Genomic DNA, 20,293 nt, shown 5'->3' on the forward strand with positions numbered 1-20,293 from the left:
AATATCCAGTAATAGCGATAGGAGGTAATCAAATGGAGCATCTTTGCGTAGGCTCTTACGTAAGAATCATGACATCATGTACTATTCCTGCAGAGCGAAAATTTGATTCCTTCTGCGAGAAGCTTATGATATCGTTATGCAAAGACGGAGCAAAGGCTTTCTCATACACATCAGCTGATGGATATGAGGTTTCCTATTCATATCCTAATTTCAACAAGATTCACTCTTCAAGTCAAAACCTTCCCACAGAAGTCATGCAAATGGCTCTAACAAAGGATGCCCGTGCTATCGAGCGATATTTTATTACTATTATTATACCTGCTATGGAAGAAGCACGAAAAAAGAATGCTGTCCTTGCACTAAAAAGCATTATTCTTAAAGACCATGCCATTGCTGATAATACTCAACTCGGGGCAATCAGCAGCCTTACAAAACATGAATTAAAAAGCAAAAACGAGTTTGTATTGTCTGAATTCTTGACAGATATTTTCATTTACGCTATTGCCAAAACAGATAATACTATTGAGGCTGATTTTACAAAATCGATCAAAAAAGATTATTCTTCTGCTTACAGCCCAATGACTGATACTATCACGTTATATGAAGTTACGAAACCTAAAACAAAGGCTTCAATCCCCCTTACCAGCAAAGGAACATTTAATAAGGTTTTTACACCTATATCAAGTGAATGTCTAAGCATATCAGCAACCCATGACCTTCAGATATTCTGTTTGAAATTTGATGATTATGACTTCGATTATCACTGCCTTTGGAAACATCTACGTAACAATATCGGGTACTATGTTTATTCAAGGCGGCTAATAAAGCAGTATATGGAAGAAGATGAGATTTCCGCACTTGCCTACGATGCTATAGCACACATCAAAGAACTAATGGCAAAAGGTCACTTATCATCTGGAAATGAACTTGGTGAACTTCTTCTTTATATCTTTTTAGAGCAAGTCCTCAATGCCCCGAAATTAATGAGCAAGGTGGAATTCAGTAACCATGGCGGTCTTTTTACAAGTGAAAGTGTTGGTATACACCTTTTGACTGCTGATGCTACTGTCCCATTTAATCAAATAATACTGGGGACTTCTTTTATTGATGGTGACCTTCAGTCTGCTATTGATTCCGCCTTTTCGTATGCGCAAAAACTTAAAAACCGAAAAAAGGATGAGCGAAGATTTGTTGAATCAAGTATTTTTGCAGCATCTTTTCCTGCAGAAGTGTATAATCAACTTGAAGCAATAATTCTACCAACTGAAGCTAATGCAAATAAACCTGCAACCGCATTCGGTTTATTTCTTGGTTACACATTAAATGGGGTTTCTTCAAATGGAAAAACAATTGACGACTATCAGACTGATGTGCGCGAGCAACTTAAACAGGACATATTGAAACAAGTTCCTTATATTGAATCGAAAATTATGCAATATGGTCTCGATGGTTATTCACTGTATATCTATATGCTTCCATTTACTGATGCAGATGAGGATAAGAAGAATATCATGGATAAGTTACTACAGTCCGGAGGAGGTATGTCATGAGTAATTTCAGAGATGTCACCTTCGGAGAGCATTTGTTTTCCAGAATAGATGAGAATTTGTATCTGCAAAAAATATACCATAGCATTCTCGTGAATTATTCAAAGCGTCTATTTCAATTAGATGAAATAGAAGAAATGCCGATCAATATTGGACATGCCCTAACTTTTGCTGATGTTCTATCAAAATCTTGTGGCACAAATCTCTCAGATATACATAAAACGCGAGCGCAGGAAATTGTAGCTCTTCTGTATGATATGTATCCGCATGATGAACAGATAAAATATTATCTCGGTTCTGTGCTTGCGAATACTGGACATTTTTTAGGAATGCGCCGTCTAACTCCCGAATATGCAAGTGCATCTTTTCTTGATGAGATCCTTATGCATTTTAATATGAACTACTTATCGGTTCCTTCGGAAGATGATTCTCATTTCTTTCCGGCACAGAAGGAAATATATGATAGGCTTTCAAAGTCATGCTTCAGTTACTCAGCTCCTACATCAATGGGCAAATCATTCATGATGCGTGTTTTTATTAAACAACAAATTATGAACGGAGCTAAGAAGAACTTTGCCCTGCTAATTCCAACAAAAGCATTAATAAACGAAGTAACGAGTGAATTGATTGAAAGTCTTACTACACTTTTAAAGGAAACGGATTATCGTATTGTCACTTCATCAGGCTCAATGGCACTTGAAACAAAACACAACTATATTTTTGTTCTGACGCCTGAACGAATGCTTTACATATTGATTGATGATCCAAAAATAAAAATCGACTATCTATTTGTGGATGAAGCACACAAAATATCTTCTGGTGATAAAAGAAGCGCGTTCTATTATAAAGTAATCAATCAATTAGAAGAGCGTCATAGCGACACACATATTGTGTTTGCTTCTCCAAATATACCTAATCCCAATGTGTATCTTGATACACTGACAAATGAAAAACGCCTTGACGACAATTCCATTGTTGCGTGTAGATATGCCCCGGTCAGTCAATTGAAGTATATTGTTGATTTGTGGGAGAGAAATATCCGTATCTTTGATTCATATACAAAAAAGTTTATTTTGCTTCATCAAATGAAACGGCAATATTCCCTAAGCGAAATCATTGCTCGTATCGGTGACAAACGTCATAACATAGTGTACTGCAAGTCGAAAAATGATGCTATTCAATTTGCCAGAGATTATGCAAAAACACAAGCAATAATGGGCGATAAAAAATTACAAGCATTTGCAGAGGCAATTCGAACCGATGTTCACAGAGAGTATTATCTTGCTGAGTTGGTAGAAAGAGGGGTTGCCTATCATATAGGTTATCTCCCAGCTAATATCCGTATGCAGCTTGAAGATTATTATCGCGATGGGCTTATAAAAACAATGTTCTGCACAAGTACACTTCTTGAAGGAGTTAATCTACCGGCAGAGAATTTGTTTATTACAAGCTATAAAAAAGGATTGAGTACATTTTCAGAGGTTGATTTCAAAAACCTTGTTGGGCGCGTTGGACGAGCAAAATATAATTTATATGGAAATGTCTTTATTGTTCGTTTACAGAAACAGGAGCGAGAGGAAGATTTGCAAAAATACGAATGCCTTCTAAAAGATGAAGTTCCGCCACAAAAATTATCAATTGAGATAGAACTAAACTCCAACCAAAAAAGGCTAATAATAGATACCCTCATTTCAGGTAATATAGAAATACACAAATCCAATAAACAGCAGAGTGAGGATAATTACGAACTGATGAGAAAGACTATGCTAATTCTTGTTGGCGATATAGTGCACAACAGAAATAGTAGAATTCGACGCGAATTCGCTCCTTACCTAACAAATGAAATTGAAAGACAAATTCGTGAACAGTTTTCAGCAGATGAACGAAAACCCAGTGACGATATAAATGTATCATTCGATCAGATGCAAGGTGTAGCAAAACTAATCAGCGAAGGTGTTTCTTATCCTAAAATATTAGACACTAAACGAGGAGCGGATTACTCTGAAACATTGGAATTTCTCAACAAGCTGGCAGTTGCTTTTAAGTGGCGTATTTATGAGAGTCGTACTCTCGGAGCGGGCGAAGGACAAAACTATACTAAGCTAACATGGTATGCCGTCTTGCTCCTTCAATGGATACAAGGACACGGCTTAAGCAATATAATCAATCAAAGCATCAAAGACTATGATGATAAAAAAAGAAAAGTTAGAGTTGATTTTAAAGAATGGGAAATATTTGATGGTTCACAAAAGCATAAAAACATCATCATTGCTGATACATTAGAGGCAATTGAAGATGTCATTCTTTTCAGACTATCAAATTACTTCCTAAAATTCTCGGAGGAATATAATCGGCAACACCCAGATGAACCATTGAAGCACGATTGGTTTGAATTTGTAGAGTATGGGACTACAAACCCTCTTCGGATTATCCTTCAACGCAGCGGATTTAAACGGGAATCAACTGAATATATACGCCGAAATGCTGATAAATATGTAAGAGGTACTCCAGACAATCCGAAGCTGCTAAAAAAAGCATTGTTGGATTGTCCTAACGAACTTGTTAAACGCGATACCGAAGAAATCCAGTACAATGTACCGGAATTGTTCATTGAAGAAGGAGAAGATTAAAATGGCGAATTTTTATGAAACCTTACTATCGTTACTGAAAACAGATGCGCGGTTTGTAGCTGAAGATGGAACATTTCTTCGCAATGCAGTCTATGAGGCAGCAATGAAAATGGATGCGGGGCTAATTAAGCTCCTTCTTTCAAATGAAGAAACAAGTTCTCGTTTTTTTACGGATGTAGATGATATAAAGGTTTTTGATAAAACGGGGTTTTCTTGGGTAATCAATAATCGTCAATTTTTACCTGACAGCTATACGCGCTTCAAAAACCACATTGGACTGGCAGATGAAAATGGTGACATAATTGCTTCTTCAGAAAAAGTGGAACTTGTATTCCCATATAAAGATTGTGTATTAGAAGGTGGGCAGACAACAGAAGAACAAAAGCGTTCGGAAATATTCTATAACGAAACGCTTGCACCTGATGAAATTGATCGCTTACTTTACCCTAAGGTTTTTGTTGGCGCAACAAGATATACTACAGCTTATAACACAGATCTTACGGGACAACCTATCATAGACTCAATAACTGTGTCTTCCCAAATAGCAACGACATTTGAGGACACAGACAATCTCATTGTTAAAGGTAACAATCTCCTTGCTATCTCTTCACTATTGAAACGATTTGAAGGTCAAATAAAATGTATTTATATTGATCCGCCTTACTATTTCGATAAAACAACTGCAACAGACACTTTTAAGTACAATTCCAATTTTCATTTATCGACATGGCTTGTATTTATGAAAGATCGACTTACAGTAGCAAAAAAGCTACTCTGTAAAGGCGGAACAATTTGGATTAATATAAGTGAAGACGGAATGCATTATCTAAAAGTAATGGCAGACGATATTTTTGGTAAGGAACATTTCGTAGCTACGATTCCTCGTCGAACGAGAAATGGAAAATCTGACGTCCCGTTTAATTTGTCACAAGACTTTGATTGGGTGTTGGTTTACACTAATGTGGGCGACGATAATAAAGTAATGGGAAGATCGATTGAACGTCAATACTATGAAACCGAGGACTTTCCGGGTAGACCTTGGAGACTTGCCGACTTAACAAAGCAAACCTCTGCCAAAGAAAGACCTAATTCTTTTTTTACAATGATTGATCCTAAAACTGGAAAGCAATATCCGGCAAGTGAAAAGAGAACATGGTGCGTTTCAAAAGACACCTTTCAGGAGTATTATGATAAGGGTTATATAGTATTTCCGGATGATTATGAGTTCCTAAATATATCAAAGCCATATTCTCGTAAATTTAAAGACGAAGATGAACAAACCGGAAAGTTGAGTGCGGTTATATCGGATTTTCTAATGCAAGATTTTTTAAATGTCGTTCTCAACGGAGCTAAAAATTCAGAAGGTAATTCACACATTGATGAGCTGTTTGGAATAGATGCTTTTAACTATTCAAAGCCTGAAAATCTGATTAAAGCAATTCTGGATGTTGCGACAAATGAAGGTGATATAGTCTTAGACTTTTTCCTTGGATCAGGAACAACTGCCGCAGTAGCTCAGAAAATGAATAGAAGATTTATAGGCGTCGAACAACTCGAATACGTTGAGTCCCTTGACATAGAACGTCAAAAAAAAGTATTACTTGGCGAGCAAGGTGGTATTTCCAAAGCCGTTAATTGGCACGGCGGAGGTTCATTTGTTTATTGCGAACTTGCTAAACTCAATCAAGCAGTCATTAATGAGATAGAAGCCGCAACCGATGACGAAACTTTGTCATCAATCTACGAGAAAATGATAAATTCTGGTTTTATAAGTTATAAGGTCAATCCAGCCAAGATAGCAGAAACAGTTGGCGAATACGATTCTCTCTCATTAACTGATAAAAAACGTTTCCTGATGGAAATACTTGATAAAAATCTATTGTATGTGAACTATTGCGATATGGACGACGAAGAATTTGGAATAACTGAAGAAGACAAAGCATTTACAAGGAGCTTTTATAGGGAGGGATAATTAATGGCGTTCTTATATGAAAAGATAGACACACTGCGTGAATATGGTAGCAATGCTGTTTTCCCACCCTATATTTCTGAAAATTTAAATCCCAATTTTGAATTGCGTCCATATCAAAAGCAGGCATTTGAAAACTTTATAACACATTTTGAGAGCAACAAACGTCCTAAGCCTACTCAGGTTCTTTTCCACATGGCTACTGGAAGTGGCAAGACACTAATTATGGCAGGGCTTATGCTGTATCTTTACAAACAAGGGTATCGTAATTTCTTGTTTTTTGTTAATCTCTCAAACATTGTAGAGAAAACAAAAGAGAATTTTACAAACGCCGCTTCTTCTAAGTACCTGTTTGCTGATGAAATTGTACTTGATGGTGAACGTATACGTATTAATCAAGTAGACAACTTTCAATACGCTGATAATAATGCAATCAATATTTGCTTTGCTACCACCCAAGGACTCCATATGGATATGTGGATGGCAAAAGAAAATGGTATGTCTTTTGACGATTTTGACGAGCAGAAGGTCGTGCTAATCTCTGATGAAGCGCATCATCTAAACGTTGACACAAAAAAGAAACTGTCTGCTGAAGAAGAATCAAGTTATCATTCTTGGGAGCAGACAGTAAAAAACATATTTAACAGGAATTCGGATAATATTCTTTTAGAATTTACTGCAACTTGTGATCTTGCAAATCCAGCAATTCGCGCTGCATACGAAAATAAGATTATATTTGACTACGCATTAGCAAGATTTTATGGCGACAGATATTCCAAGGATATCCTCACCCTTCGTTCTGACTTAACAATTATGGAAAGAGCCTTACTGGCTCTTGTGCTTAGCCAATATCGTCTTAAAATCTTTCAAGACCACCGTCTGAGCATAAAGCCTGTTGTTCTATTTAAAGCTGCTAAAATCGCTGATAGCCAAGAATTTATGGCGAGCTTTATCGAAAAAATACACAATCTAACTGGTGCACAACTTCAAGATCTTTCCAATGCTGTTAATAATGATATAGTGCGTTCTGCTTTTGCATATTTTGCTAACAATGGTATCTCCTTTGATACATTAGCAGCTGAGTTGCGAGACGATTTTTCAGAAGAACATTGCATTTCTGTTAATAAGGATGACGATGCAACGAAAAACCAGATCCTCCTTAATACGCTTGAAGACGCCAATAACCCATATCGTGCTATTTTCGAGGTTAAGAAACTTGATGAGGGCTGGGATGTACTGAATTTGTTTGACATTGTCCGCTTATATGAAACAAGACAGTCTGGAAGAAAAAAGCTATCTCCAGCAACAATTGCAGAAGCACAGCTAATAGGACGAGGAGCAAGATATTGCCCATTCCAAATTGATAATGAGCAGCCAAGATTTCAGAGAAAATATGACGATGATATTACCAACGAACTGCGTGTCTGTGAAACGCTTTATTATCATTGTCAGAATGATCATCGATATGTGACTGAGCTTCGTGATGCACTTCGTGAAATAGGGTTGGATACTGAAAAAATCGTACAGCGTGAATATATTCTCAAGGAAGGTTTTAAAGCCACCGAGCTGTATAGACAGGGCTTAATATTCTTAAACGACAGAGAAGTGAAAGACCGAAAAGATGTTCATGGTCTGTCTCCAACAGTTCGTGATGACATATATCGGTTCAAAACCGCAACAGGTGCTTCAGGCGTTGATTCTGTTATGGTAGAAGGCACACAAGATTCTGAGCTCGTTGTCGACATGAAAACTGCACATATGACCATTAAGGAGATTGCCACCATAAACTATGCTGTTATTAATAAAGCATTGATGAAATATCCAATATTCAAGTTTAGTACACTTCACTCCTATTTTCCGAATATTGTATCTACACGTCAATTTATAATGGATGATGAATATCTCGGTTCTGTACGTATTGACATTCAGAGTAAGGATGAGCATCCAACTATGAAAAACCTATACTCAGCTGTGTTCTATGTACTTGGAAAAATAGCAGATTCAATTTCTGGTATTGAAGAGACTTACAGAGGCACAAAAGAATTTAGGGCAAGAAATATTAGAGATGTTTTTCGTAACAAGACTGTCAATTATACAGATCCACATGACGGTGGAATTGGAATCTCACAAAATGATCCATCAGTTAAAACCGATTGGAAAATAGATCTTTCTACAGAAGATTGGTTTGTTTACACAGATAACTATGGAACTTCAGAAGAAAAGGCATTTGTAGCCTACTTCCGTTCATATGTGGATAATTTACGAAACAAGTATAACCGTATTTATCTTGTAAGAAATGAACGTGTTTTTCACATTTACTCATTTGAAGATGGCGAACGATTTGAACCTGACTATGTGCTATTCCTCCAAAGAGATGTATCTGATGGCTTTGAGCAACTCCAGATTTTTATTGAACCCAAAGGATCGCAACTTCTTGAAAAAGATGCATGGAAAGAGGCATTTTTGCTTCAACTAAAAACAGAGGCTGTACCAGTTACTATTTTTACGGACGATAACAATTATAAGATATGGGGTCTCCATTTCTTTAATCAGGATAATCGAATGAAAGAATTTGACTCAGAGTTTACAGCGTTAACCATACAATAAGAAGAGAATCAATAATTTTTTCACGGAAGGTGTTTATATGTCATTAAGTAAAAAACCTATTAAAGGAACTGATGCGATTTTGAATTCTTTTCTGTCGAATCAAGATGTTTTAGACTGTATTAGCACTACAAAAGAATCGTTGCTAAAGACGATGAAAGATCGTAAAGACCTTCATAAAAGAAGTGTTACTGAACGTTTTAACAACATACTTATGGGTGAATTAGCTGAAACCCTTGTTCTCAAGTGGTTAATTTCTCAGGGAATCAATGCGGTCTCAGCGGTTGATAAGAATTCTGGACAACCAGATTCAGGCTATGATATAATTATCTATACTGAAAAAAATAGAGAAGTCCATTGTTCAGTTAAATCCTCATTATCAGTGTATAAATCAAAAATAGAAGAGATATTAGACAATTTCACGATTTCAACAACAAAGAAAGAAGTTCAAGAAATTAATATCCAAGTATATTTTTGGTATATTTTAAGTGGCGAACATAGAGTTACACTTCCGTCCGAACAAAACATGGCTGTGATTGGATGGGCTGGGAAACATGATCTAACGTCGGTTGATTATGGCGCATATGCAACAGAAGAGAGAAAAGCACCTAAAATTAAACTTCGTGATCTTCGCCCAATGTCGGAGTTGATTCAATTTTTGAGAAAATGTTGAAATACTAAGGTGTAATTATGAGTAAACAAATAATAGACCGAGATACCTATCGTGCAATAAAGAAAATGAGCCGTGAGGAGCTGCAAGCCTTTCTGATGCGCTATGCTGACGGGCTACTGGAGAAAGATGGCAAGTCCATTGACCTACGTGAGATTGAAAAAGACCTCCGACAGATCAAGGGGATCGGCGATAAGCGCGTCGAAGAAATCATGGCAGTATTTGAAAAGCATCTGGGCGTATGAACGCCGACCTTGGCACTATTTCAGCTATGTTTCCCCGTAGTGATAAGAGTATTGAACATATCCCCCGCTACTCGAAAGCACAGTATTTTGCAGGAAAACATCAAATCGAGTAAGTCGCGGCACGTTGAGTGCGTAGTTTTGATGTCAAGGAAAAACAGAACCCTTTAAATTCAGGAGACTGCAAAAATGAAATTCAGGATCAAACATGAATCAAAATTGTTCCATTACGGAATTATTGTCCCGTGGATAGCTGCATTAACTGCAATTATCATATTCATAGCTTTAGGATTTACAATAGAAGATAAAACCGCGGCACTTGTCCTGTTATGTGTATTGATCCTTTGCAGTATATCTGTTGTTATTTTCACCGTCTTGTTTATAATTCAAATGATATTCGGTACAACTATAACCGTTCAAAACGATCTTGTTGACATCAGAATACTGTTCCGCCGCAAGCGATTATATTTTGATAACATCGTAAAAGCAAAATATACACATTATTATGATAATGAAAATGCTTCTGATGGTTCTGATATCTATACCATTGGTCCTCGCCTTCGTTCTAAGCTGATCTTTACACTGGACTCCGGTAAGCACCTGATCCTGAACGACAAAGCAACAGGATATAAGAGCAAACGAAATTTATGGATAACAAATCCTGAAATTGATCCTGATGAAGATGTTAAGCTTTATCAGGCGTACAGGTGTTTCTGTTCTCTGTACAATAGATACAAAAATACAGATCATACAGGCAATGTCTGAAAAAGCTGTATAACTGACATCAGCAAAGCATAATTTTTCTATTTTTTAGGGGTGATTTTTTTGGCAAAGGAAAACAAAAAATTCATGCTTCTTTCTGCTATAGGAATTATCATGGTCATTGATGCCCACACATGGGGCGCTTTTGGAATTCTAACTAATTACTTCCCTTTCAATTCGTTTTTTATGCCAATGTTCGTGTTCATTTCGGGGTATTTTAACAAGATAGATCAGAATACAGATCTCAGTAAATATACAATAAAAAAATTCAAGACACTGATGTTACCTTATTTTGGTATTTCTATTCCGGCTATTTTCATAGATTGGCTTTTAAAAATCTTTAAAACAGGTACTATTCCACCTTTATCATTTAATTACTTTTTACGATCATGTGGAAAAGTTTTTACCAGCGGAATCATAAATGATATTGTTTCTCCAATGTGGTTTGTTCCCATGCTCTTCAGTGTTCAAATCATTTATGCTTTATTGAAAAAAGCGTTGTATAAACAATGGAACAGCAAAACAATCTTGATTTTTTTCCTCACACTGCATATTTATATTGTTTGGTATGTAAAAGAATATGGAGTAGCAACTTACAAACTTTTTCTTTTCAAAATCATATTTTTTATCCCTTTTATTGAATTGGGAATTATCTATCGCAATGTACTTGAAGAAAAGCTAAAAAAAATCTCTCCTATTTTACTGCTGTCTTGTTTGCTGCTCATCAATATGATAAGGACAATGATCCTGCCTTCTTCTTATGATATCGCTTTTAATAGTTTATTTGAATTAAGCGGTTTTAGCAGTCCTTACCCTATAACCCCCATGATATCATCAATTATAGGCATTCTTTTCTGGCTGGAGATCATAGAAATGATAGGCTCGCCGCTTTACGGAAACCGAATTATAAATTATATTTCTGATAACACATTTTTTATCATGGGATTCCATATTATTATGTTTAATCTTCTTAACTGTATTCTTTTTATCATCAACAAGTTTATTGAGATCCCAGGATTTGATATTGAGACATTTCAAGGATCGAACTGGTATCGCTGGGAACATTTTCCTCAGTTCAGATACGCATACTTTTTAGTCGGACTATTCGGTTCATTAGCGCTTAAACAAATATATAACCGCTTCATAAAAAAGCCTGTTGCAGATCGCATGAAAGTGTCAGCCCCTGCAAAACAGTCTTGACCCCAAAGGAGCAAAATCATGACAGAAGTACAGCTTCTCCCGCTGGAAGGATCAGACAGGGAGCAATTCATAAAGGACAATCAGGAAGCATTCCGCTTCGGTGCTACGGAAGAATTCGGACAGCGTGACGACCATTTCGAGGAGGACGGCGAGATAATCTCCCGTGATACTATTGAGCGCTCCATAGACGAGGGAGCCGCTTACCGCATAATCCACGACGGCAAGCCTGTAGGCGGAGTTGTCATAAAGACCGAATACGACTTCGGAGACCTGGAGCTGCTGTTCGTATCCCCCTCTGTCCACAGCAAGGGCATTGGTCAGGCGGCATGGCAGGAAATTGAGAATATGCACCCGGAAGTCACTGTATGGGAGACAGTTACCCCATATTTCGAGAAGCGCAATATCCACTTCTACGTTAACCGCTGCGGCTTCCATATCGTTGAATACTACAACGAGCACAACTGCGATCCCAATGAAAAAGACGGCGAGCTTGCTGAGATGTTCAGGTTCGAGAAAAAACTGCCTGTGACATCCGAGGCTCTGAAAGAGCAGATAAAGCGTATCACCTATTACGAGGAGCTCATGGATACTGCCGAGAAGCTTCCAAAAGGCAGTGTCCAGTGTCAAAAAGCTCTTGCAGAGCTTGAAAAATACTATACAGGCAGCGCATGGAAACGTGATCTTGCTGCCGATGAAGCAGGACTTCTTCCTGCTGAGCTGAAACGGGGAGTTCTCTCCGAGGACGGCATTTACGACCTGCTTCAACCAGACAAATAAAGCATATTAACGTAAAAGCGTTATACTTATAATCAAGAAAAGAGGAATCACTATGTCAAAAAATCACAACGAGATAATAAAATGCCCTGAGTGCGGTACTGAGGGTGATTTTAAGGTATGGGAGAGCATCAATACCAAGGATGATCCCGAGCTCAAGGACCTTGTCAGAAGCGGTGAGCTCTTTATGTGGAAGTGTCCCAAATGCGGAAACAACTGCATAGTTTTCTACCCTACCTACTATCACCAGCCCGACGCCAAGGCTCTTATCCACTATATCCCCGACGCTCCCGCCATGGCAATAAGCTTTATGAAGGAGCTCACCCATGACCCATACGACGAGAAGATCAAGCTTGAAAAGGGCTGCCGCAAGCGCGTAGTCACCGACATGAACAGCTTCCGCGAAAAGCTCCTTATCCTTGACCATGAATACGACGACAGAATTATCGAGCTCCAGAAGCTCTTCCTCATTGCAGAGCTAAAGAAGAGCGAACCCGACAAGATCATTGAACAGGTCTACTTCAACAAGGAAAAGGACGGCACTGTCAATTTCGCCATAAAGCTTCAGGGAGAACAGTGGGGACGTGCTGAATTCAGCAGCGGCAACTACAGCCATATCGCCAAGACCTTCAAGATAGCTCTTGCAGCAGACGATGAGGTCATCATTGACACTGACTGGGCGCTTGCGATCCTTGAAAAACAGATGTAAGGACGTTTTGTATATTTGCACAAAAATGTCATTCGATAAACGCGGATTTTATTAAAATCTCTTGATTTTTAATGGTTTATATGTTATAATAATTATACTTAATCATTACATCAAAGGAGCGTGATGCCTATGATCAAAGATATACTTCCCATGAAGTGCCGCTTTTACAGAATGGGCGGCGACGAGTTCGAGATACTCTATCCCAATGCTGCCTACTCCGATGTGGAGCTCACCATGCAGAAGCTCAAAGACGCCGTAGCAAAAAAGGGCTACAGTATCGCCATAGGCTTCGGTGAATACAAGAAGGGTATGGACTTCGACAATGTTTTCCGCGAGGTAGACGCTATGATGTACGAGGACAAGGCTCGCATGAAAGCTGCTGACCCTCAGCTGGTCAACGAGATACCGAATATATAATGAAAACGCCCGAGTACTCTCGGGCGTTGTTTTATTTAAGGTATTCTCCCCATTTGTCCTGTGCGGCTCTCATAAGCTCTTCTATCTGGTCATGGTTTTCACTTATTATCTGCTTGGCTTTCTCATCGTTATCATGCACTTTATACCCACTTGGGTCAAATTCAACGGACTCGGTTATAGGTATACTGTAACCCGCGGAATCCGTTCTTATTACGGCCACATACTTGATATCACCTATAATTCTCGGAATTATCCTCAGTTCGATGTATTTTTTTTTCGTTATAATTCCCTGATTTCCAAATATAAAGATCTCCTCTGAAAAATTCAAAATAATTCGGCATAACTACATTATAATAATATTTGCCGTCAGATTCCTGATAAAGCTTTCCGTCATCTGTATAGTATTCAGCCATACCGAATGCAAAATCCTTGTACGGAAAGAATTTCAGTTTGAGCCATGCCACATTTACAGCCGCTATGATTGCAAACAGGAATATCAGCACTCGTCTGTAAAGCTTTCCCTTTTTCAGCTTCTTCCCCACTTTTTTGAAGGTCTCCCTCTCTGTGGGAGCTTCCTTTGCTTTTATCTCGGGCACTGTCATGTTTTCGCACAGCAGTCGGCAGTCCTCGCATCCGCGGATATGCTCCTCAACTATGTCCTTGGTCTCCTCGCTGCAAATGTCCTCCTTGTACAGCGGCAGCAGGTCAACTATGACATTGCAGGGTATTTTTTTTCTCTGTCATAAAAGTCCCTCCTTTTTCAGAAGCTGTAAAAGCTTCTGCTTGGCTCGGTAATATGTCACGCCTGCCCAGTTCTCGCTTTTGCCGAACACCTTGGCGATGTCGGCAAATTTAAGCTCCGCGAAAACTCTCAGGGTAAATACCTCGCGGTACGGCTCGTCAAGCTCGTGAAGAAGATGATGTATATGCAGGGCTGTATCCTTGTCCGCAAAGCAGGCTTCGATACTGACCTGAGAAGCAGGCTCGCTGACGGAATCAAGCGGCTGATTGCGGTTCTCAGCTTTTTTCAGATGATCGTACCAGAGGTTTCTTGCAATAGTATACAGCCATGTCTTTACGGAGCAGTCCCCCTTGAAGCTGTCGGCACTTGTCATGGCTTTCAGCATGGTGTCCTGCAAAATGTCCCTTGCAAGCTGCTCGCTGCGGCACATTCGCAGGATAAAGGCATAAAGATCGGAGCTGTATTTTTCGTATATCTCATGCAGTTCCTGCTTCATCTTCTCACCCCCTTCACTTATATAGACGAATGACTTTATGTTTTATTACAGGAAAATTCAAAATAGTAGGGGCGGATATTTATCCGCCCGAAAGTGATCAGTGATCAGTGAATATTGATTTGTAAAGGGCGAGTGCCTCTCGCCCTTGCTAATATAATCGTAGCCTGCGGGCGGCGAAACGCCGCCCCTACAGTTTTAATTATGCATTATGAATTATGAATTAAGCATTGGCAAGCGCCTGAAACTCCTCCTCGGTGATTATGGGCACGCCCAGCTCCTTGGCGGTCTTGTTCTTGGTGGAATTGGAGGTATTGTCGTTATTTATAAGGTAGTCCGTCTTTGAGGACACCGAGCCTGCCGCCTTGCCGCCGTTCTGCTCGATGAAGGCTTTCAGCTCGTTGCGGTTCTTCCAGATATGGACAGAGCCCGTGATAACAAAGGTCTTGCCTGCAATGGCGGACTCGCTGTTTACTGTGGCTGCTTCTTCGATGTGGAGCTCCGCCAGCAGATCGTGGAACTCATTTAGGTTCTTCTCGTCGGCAAAGAACTTCACATAGTCATTGGCAAGGACCTCGCCTATGCCGTCGATAGAGGTGAGCTCAGCGGCGGTGAGATGTTCAAGCTCCACGGCTGTAGGATACTGTGCGCAGATAAGCCTTGAAGCCTGTCTGCCGATATTGGGTATGCCCATAGCATAGAGAACTCGGCTCAGCTCCGTATTTCGTGAAGCTTCAACTGCGTCGGCAAGCTTCTGATAAGACTTCTCGCCGAAGCCCTCCAGTACAACTATCTTGAACTTGTAGTCGTCAAGGTGGTAGAAGTCGCGGAACTCGCGGACAAAGCCCTCTGAGACGAGAGTCTCTATTGTAGCAGTGGACATTCCCACGATGTTCATGGCATCACGCTGGACGAAATGCTCGAATTTGCCTATATGCTTGGCTGCACATGCCTTATTGGGACAAACCAGTGTCTCCACGTCCTCGTCGGAGGTGCGCACCTCTGTGGGCTCTCCGCAGACAGGACAGACCGCAGGTATCTCCAGACTGCCCGAGCCTGTCTTGTTTTCAAGGACTTGCGGGATTATCATATTCGCCTTGAATATGGTCAGGGTATCGCCTATGCCGAGGCGGAGCTGCTTAACTATGCTGAGGTTGTGAACGGAAGCTCTCGACACCGTTGTTCCCTCAAGCTCCACAGGGTCAAATATAGCCACGGGATTGAGAAGTCCCGTGCGGCTTGCAGACCACTCCACCTCGCGGAGAGTGGTATCCGCAGTCTCATCACGCCACTTGAACGCAATGCCGTTACGGGGCGCGTGAGAGGTCTCGCCCAGACTCAGACCGTAAGCCACGTCGTCATACATGAGCACCAGACCGTCCGAGGGGAACTCGTTATCGGCGATACTTTTCTCAAAGTCCGCAACTGCTCCCTCCACTGTATCAGAGGTCACTGTCAAGCCGTAAACGCGCTGAAATCCTTGTGTTTCAAGCCAGTCAAGACGGGCTGAGAAGGAGTTCTCCTCATAGCCCTCGGCAGACACAAGATTGAATGCAAAGAAATTGATATTTCTCTCCGCAGTCACACGGGAGTCCAGATTGCGAACTGTTCCCACGCAGAGATTACGGGGATTCTTGTACTTTGAGCCGTCGTCTATCTCAGCATTGACGCGCTCGAAATCCTTGTACTTCATCAGGGACTCGCCGCGGACAACAAGACGTCCCATAAAGGGTATACGTGCAGGGATACCCTTGATATGGCGGGCATTTGCGGTTATGTCCTCCCCTATCTCGCCGTTTCCGCGTGTAACAGCCTGCTCCAGCTCACCATTGCTGTAGGTCAGCACCAGTGTAAGTCCGTCAAGCTTCCAGCTGAGGAAGCCCTTGTGCTCACCCAGCCAGCTTTTCAGCTCCTCGACGCTTTTGGTCTTGTCAAGGGACAGCATTTTTGTAGTGTGGCGTATCTTTTGCAGTCCCGAGGATACCTCATAGCCCACCTGCTGAGTACGGCTGCCGCTGAGGACAACTCCCGTCTTTTTTTCAAGAGCTTCAAGCTCGTCGTAGAGCTCATCGTACTGCTTGTCGGACATTATCTCCACACCCGTATTGTAGTATGCGTCCGCAGCCTTTGCAAGCAGCTCGTTGAGCTCCTTCATTCTGTTTATATCATTATTAGCCATAGTGAATACTCCTTAATAATAGTAATACTATTATAACACAAATGCAATGAAATTGCCATACCAAAAGATAAAAAGAGTTATGACTGCGGATATTGACGAAATCAGGGGAATCTGGTATAATTGCTTTAAGCCGTCAGCCTTTTGTGCTGTCGGCTGATAAGACATATCAGCATATGTCATGGGGTATAATCAATTGAAAGGACAGGGATTCATTATGGGGTACAATCTTTTTAACATCAAAGAGGTCTCAGGTGCTTTCAGCAGCAAATTAAATGAGTTCAGAGCATCACTGGGAGCTGCTGTAGGCAAGGGGAAGAACATAACCTTTGCAGATAATGATATCACATATACGCTGAAGCTCCAGCATGACAGGCTCTCAAAGAAAGGGCTCGAGCTGGACTATGATATCTATTCCAGAGATGAGGGCAAAAACAAGTTCATCGCAGGCAGCAGCTGGAGAGATGCGCACTATGAAAGCACCGTCTGCTTCAATCAAAGCGGAATAAAACGAAAAGTCAGAAAGAACGGAAAGATCAGGTACAAAGACGACCACAGGAGCGTTCTGTACGAAACAATAACCGATGTTATCACGGGTACTCACCCTGACAATGACCCTTTCTGCTGTCCGAACTGCGGTGCAGTATCCACTGTTGCCGAGCTCCGGAACGGCTGCGCTCACTGTGGGACTATGTTTCAGATGGACGACCTCTTTCCAAAGGTCACGTCGTACTATTTCTTAGATACCCCGGGAATGACAAAAAAAGAATTCATGTCGGGATATATGGTTTCATATGCCATTACTGTCATTGCCTTGTTTATTCTTTGCCTTGTATTTCACAACAGTATAGGATATTATATCGGCGCTGCCATAGGAGGCTTCTTTTTGGCATATGTTCATTATGCTTATTTCCTGCTTATAAAGCTTATCGTGGGAGCAATATCCTCTGCGGGAAAAATGGGTACCGCTGGCTCACGAAGCAAATTTGAGAAACGCATGAAAAAGATCAGTCCCGAATTTTCTTATGAGTACTTTACCAGCAAGGCACTGTCCCTTATCAAAACAGCTGTGTTTTCTGAGAACGAGAGCGAGCTTTTGTTTTATGAGGGTGCAAAGCTTGACCCTAAGATGAAGGACATTATAGATCTGAATTACGGCGATGCATTAGGCTGCAAGAATATACATGAGAACGGGAATTTCGTAACCGTTGAAACAAAGGCATATTTTGACGTGCTTTATGCAAGCGGAGACAAGGTATACTTCAAAAAACAGATCTTCAGCGCGTCATTTAAGCGCCGCACTGATATCCCTGTGAATTTCAACTTTTCAATGACCAAGATCTCATGCCCGTCCTGCGGCGCAAGCTTTGATGCGACCAAAAACAGGAACTGTCCGTACTGCGGAAGCAAGTATGAGATAACCACTGATGACTGGGCTTTAGTGGAGCTGAAATACATTTAAGGAGAAAGAAATGCTGAAGATCACGGACGACCTGATGAAACAATGTCTCGATGGATTTGAACTTGAATATGAACTTCCCGTGCTCTGTACAGTTTCTGTCATTGACAGCTTTTTTTCAACAGGCAGGGACTATCATTCTGCATTTGCAGCAATTTCAAAATATCGCACACTTTTGCTGGTTCCCCTTAAAATGTCAGTTTATCTTGACGGTACAGTCTATCTCTTGGAATATCCATTGCTGCGTTTTGAATATTGCAAGGTCACAAAAACGATTTTCGGCAATTATTCAATAAAAGCAAAAATTACAGACAGCGAACAAAAAAGTATATTTATGAAATTAAACCTGTCAAGGAAGATACTCGGAGCAGATCTTACCATGCAGAGCTCAAACATTGATGAATTTGCGGAAATACTCAATACATGGGGCAACAGCGGCTTCTTCAAACATAAAAAGTGATCTGCCTCAGCAGCTCATAACTCTCAATTCTCAACTTGCGGGACGCCGTGGGCGACGTTCCCTGCAATTCGGGCGGATAATATCAGCCCATACAGACAGAAAGGCAAACTATGTCAAACATAATCGAAATAAACAACAGCAATACAGAAGTGCTGCAGATATTCGCGCTGCTGTCCGAGCCGCAGCTGCTCCACTACTTTGAGCCTGAGCTTGGACTGTTCATTGCGGAAAGTCCCAAGGTCATCGAGCGTGCTCTCAATGCAGGCTACGAGCCTTACGCTCTGCTCATGGAGCACAAGGACGTTGACGGACAGATGAATGACATCATTCCACGCTGCGGAGATGTTCCCGTGTACACCGCAGACTATGACGAGATAACCGCGGTCACGGGCTTCAAGCTTATCCGCGGAGCGCTCTGCGCTTTCAGACGCAGACAGCCTGCCGACATAACTGAGCTGTGCAGAAACGCACGGCGAGTGGCAGTCCTTGAAAACGTGGTCAATCCCACAAACATCGGAGCTATCTTCCGTTCCGCAGCAGCTCTCAATATGGACGCTGTGCTTCTCACGCCCGCATGCAGCGATCCGCTGTACAGGCGCTCATCACGGGTCAGCATGGGGACGGTGTTTCAGATACCGTGGGCTTACCTTTCAAGCAATAACGACTACCCGCAGCAGCTCCGTGATATGGGGTTCATCACGGCTGCTATGGCTCTCAGCGATAACTCGGTGAGCATCGAAGCTCCCGAGCTGAAAACAATTGACAAGCTGGCAATAGTCCTCGGTACTGAGGGCGAGGGACTTGCCGACAAGACCATTGCGGACTGCGACTACACAGTGAAGATACCAATGTCACATGACGTGGATTCGCTGAATGTTGCAGCCGCAAGCGCAGTTGCATTCTGGCAGCTGGGCAGACCTTAACAGTAACAGTTATATAATGATATGGGGGTTTTTATATGAAACTTTATTTTAAGCAGAAGGTTTTTACATTCAAGCAGCGCACGGATATTTTCGACGAGTTCGGAAACGTGCTGTTCACCGCTGAGGGCGAGCTGTTCTCACTGGGAAGAAGAATGCACATCTACGACCGCAACAGATATGAAGTCGGATTCGTACAGCAGAAGCTTCTCCACCTTATGCCCAGATTCTCGGTATACATCAACGGTCAGTACATCGCCGACGTAGTCAGGGAGTTCACATTTTTCAAGAACAACTACCGCGTAGAGGGACTGAGCTGGCATATCGACGGTGACTTCCTTGCTCACGATTACAGTATCAGCTGCGGCGGACAGTACCTTGCTTCTATCCACAAGCACTGGATGACATGGGGCGACAGCTTTGAAATTGACATAGCTCACGAACAGGATACAATAATGGCACTTGCAGTCATAATCGCAATCGACTGCGTTATCGACCAGTCAAATAACTAAAAGGAGC

19 protein-coding genes and 1 pseudogene are annotated in these 20,293 nt (G+C 41.1%); 15 read left to right on the top strand and 5 right to left on the bottom strand.

Annotated features, from left to right (window positions below; genetic code table 11):
- Positions 1-32 precede the first annotated feature (32 nt).
- From N774_RS0105390 to N774_RS0105440, 11 genes are all read left to right on the top strand, one after another.
- Positions 33-1,550, top strand: a complete 1,518-nt coding sequence (locus N774_RS0105390; protein ID WP_024860257.1) for a HamA C-terminal domain-containing protein — start codon at positions 33-35, stop codon at positions 1,548-1,550.
- Positions 1,547-4,177, top strand: a complete 2,631-nt coding sequence (locus tag N774_RS0105395) for a DEAD/DEAH box helicase (RefSeq protein ID WP_024860258.1) — start codon at positions 1,547-1,549, stop codon at positions 4,175-4,177. The genes N774_RS0105390 and N774_RS0105395 overlap by 4 nt, the downstream gene beginning before the upstream one ends.
- A gap of 1 nt (position 4,178) precedes the next feature.
- Positions 4,179-6,149, top strand: coding sequence for a DNA methyltransferase (locus N774_RS0105400; protein ID WP_024860259.1), 1,971 nt, complete (start codon positions 4,179-4,181; stop codon positions 6,147-6,149).
- A 3-nt stretch (positions 6,150-6,152) separates the two neighbouring features.
- Positions 6,153-8,753, top strand: coding sequence for a DEAD/DEAH box helicase family protein (locus tag N774_RS0105405; RefSeq protein ID WP_024860260.1), 2,601 nt, complete (start codon positions 6,153-6,155; stop codon positions 8,751-8,753).
- A 37-nt stretch (positions 8,754-8,790) separates the two neighbouring features.
- The gene (locus N774_RS0105410; protein WP_024860261.1) at positions 8,791-9,423 is read left to right on the top strand and encodes a hypothetical protein; all 633 of its coding nucleotides are present in this window, start codon (positions 8,791-8,793) and stop codon (positions 9,421-9,423) included.
- 17 nt (positions 9,424-9,440) lie between these two features.
- Positions 9,441-9,665: a hypothetical protein gene (locus N774_RS0105415; protein ID WP_037280151.1), complete on the top strand. Its 225-nt coding sequence runs from the start codon at positions 9,441-9,443 to the stop codon at positions 9,663-9,665.
- A gap of 186 nt (positions 9,666-9,851) precedes the next feature.
- Positions 9,852-10,427 carry a hypothetical protein gene (locus N774_RS0105420; protein WP_024860263.1) on the top strand — a complete coding sequence of 192 codons (576 nt, stop codon included), beginning with the start codon at positions 9,852-9,854 and terminating at the stop codon, positions 10,425-10,427.
- Positions 10,428-10,487: 60 nt separating this feature from the next.
- The gene (locus tag N774_RS0105425; protein WP_024860264.1) at positions 10,488-11,624 is read left to right on the top strand and encodes an acyltransferase family protein; all 1,137 of its coding nucleotides are present in this window, start codon (positions 10,488-10,490) and stop codon (positions 11,622-11,624) included.
- 18 nt (positions 11,625-11,642) lie between these two features.
- Positions 11,643-12,401 carry a GNAT family N-acetyltransferase gene (locus N774_RS16930; RefSeq protein WP_196231532.1) on the top strand — a complete coding sequence of 253 codons (759 nt, stop codon included), beginning with the start codon at positions 11,643-11,645 and terminating at the stop codon, positions 12,399-12,401.
- Between the two features lie 52 nt (positions 12,402-12,453).
- Positions 12,454-13,107: a CpXC domain-containing protein gene (locus N774_RS18065; RefSeq protein ID WP_024860266.1), complete on the top strand. Its 654-nt coding sequence runs from the start codon at positions 12,454-12,456 to the stop codon at positions 13,105-13,107.
- Positions 13,108-13,236: 129 nt separating this feature from the next.
- Positions 13,237-13,524 (top strand): GGDEF domain-containing protein, encoded by a 288-nt coding sequence (locus N774_RS0105440; protein ID WP_024860267.1) that lies wholly within the window; start codon positions 13,237-13,239, stop codon positions 13,522-13,524.
- Positions 13,525-13,555: 31 nt separating this feature from the next.
- Here the strand turns inward: N774_RS0105440 and N774_RS0105445 are convergent, their stop codons facing one another.
- The 5 genes and pseudogenes from N774_RS0105445 to ligA form a co-directional block, all read right to left on the bottom strand.
- Complete coding sequence (locus N774_RS0105445) at positions 13,556-13,744, bottom strand: hypothetical protein (protein ID WP_024860268.1); 189 nt, start codon at positions 13,742-13,744, stop codon at positions 13,556-13,558.
- Positions 13,745-13,754: 10 nt separating this feature from the next.
- On the bottom strand, positions 13,755-14,120 hold the full coding sequence (locus N774_RS0105450; RefSeq protein WP_242836566.1) for a hypothetical protein: 366 nt from the start codon (positions 14,118-14,120) through the stop codon (positions 13,755-13,757).
- Positions 14,121-14,153: 33 nt separating this feature from the next.
- Positions 14,154-14,252: pseudogene (locus tag N774_RS20115) on the bottom strand (zf-HC2 domain-containing protein); the annotation flags it as partial.
- Positions 14,253-14,264: 12 nt separating this feature from the next.
- A complete protein-coding gene (locus tag N774_RS0105455) occupies positions 14,265-14,762 on the bottom strand; it encodes an RNA polymerase sigma factor (protein ID WP_024860270.1) in 498 nt (165 codons plus the stop codon).
- 220 nt (positions 14,763-14,982) lie between these two features.
- Positions 14,983-16,938 (bottom strand): NAD-dependent DNA ligase LigA, encoded by a 1,956-nt coding sequence (ligA, locus tag N774_RS0105460; protein ID WP_024860271.1) that lies wholly within the window; start codon positions 16,936-16,938, stop codon positions 14,983-14,985.
- A 214-nt stretch (positions 16,939-17,152) separates the two neighbouring features.
- On the opposite strand from ligA, the gene N774_RS0105465 reads away from it, so the two are divergent.
- From N774_RS0105465 to N774_RS0105480, 4 genes are all read left to right on the top strand, one after another.
- On the top strand, positions 17,153-18,397 hold the full coding sequence (locus tag N774_RS0105465) for a zinc ribbon domain-containing protein (RefSeq protein ID WP_037280153.1): 1,245 nt from the start codon (positions 17,153-17,155) through the stop codon (positions 18,395-18,397).
- Positions 18,398-18,407: 10 nt separating this feature from the next.
- A complete protein-coding gene (locus N774_RS0105470; RefSeq protein ID WP_024860273.1) occupies positions 18,408-18,854 on the top strand; it encodes a hypothetical protein in 447 nt (148 codons plus the stop codon).
- Between the two features lie 110 nt (positions 18,855-18,964).
- On the top strand, positions 18,965-19,777 hold the full coding sequence (locus tag N774_RS0105475; RefSeq protein ID WP_024860274.1) for a TrmH family RNA methyltransferase: 813 nt from the start codon (positions 18,965-18,967) through the stop codon (positions 19,775-19,777).
- A 35-nt stretch (positions 19,778-19,812) separates the two neighbouring features.
- Positions 19,813-20,286, top strand: coding sequence for an LURP-one-related/scramblase family protein (locus N774_RS0105480; protein ID WP_024860275.1), 474 nt, complete (start codon positions 19,813-19,815; stop codon positions 20,284-20,286).
- Positions 20,287-20,293: the final 7 nt, after the last annotated feature.

Source organism: Ruminococcus flavefaciens AE3010 (assembly GCF_000526795.1).
Taxonomy (GTDB): domain Bacteria; phylum Bacillota; class Clostridia; order Oscillospirales; family Ruminococcaceae; genus Ruminococcus; species Ruminococcus flavefaciens_D.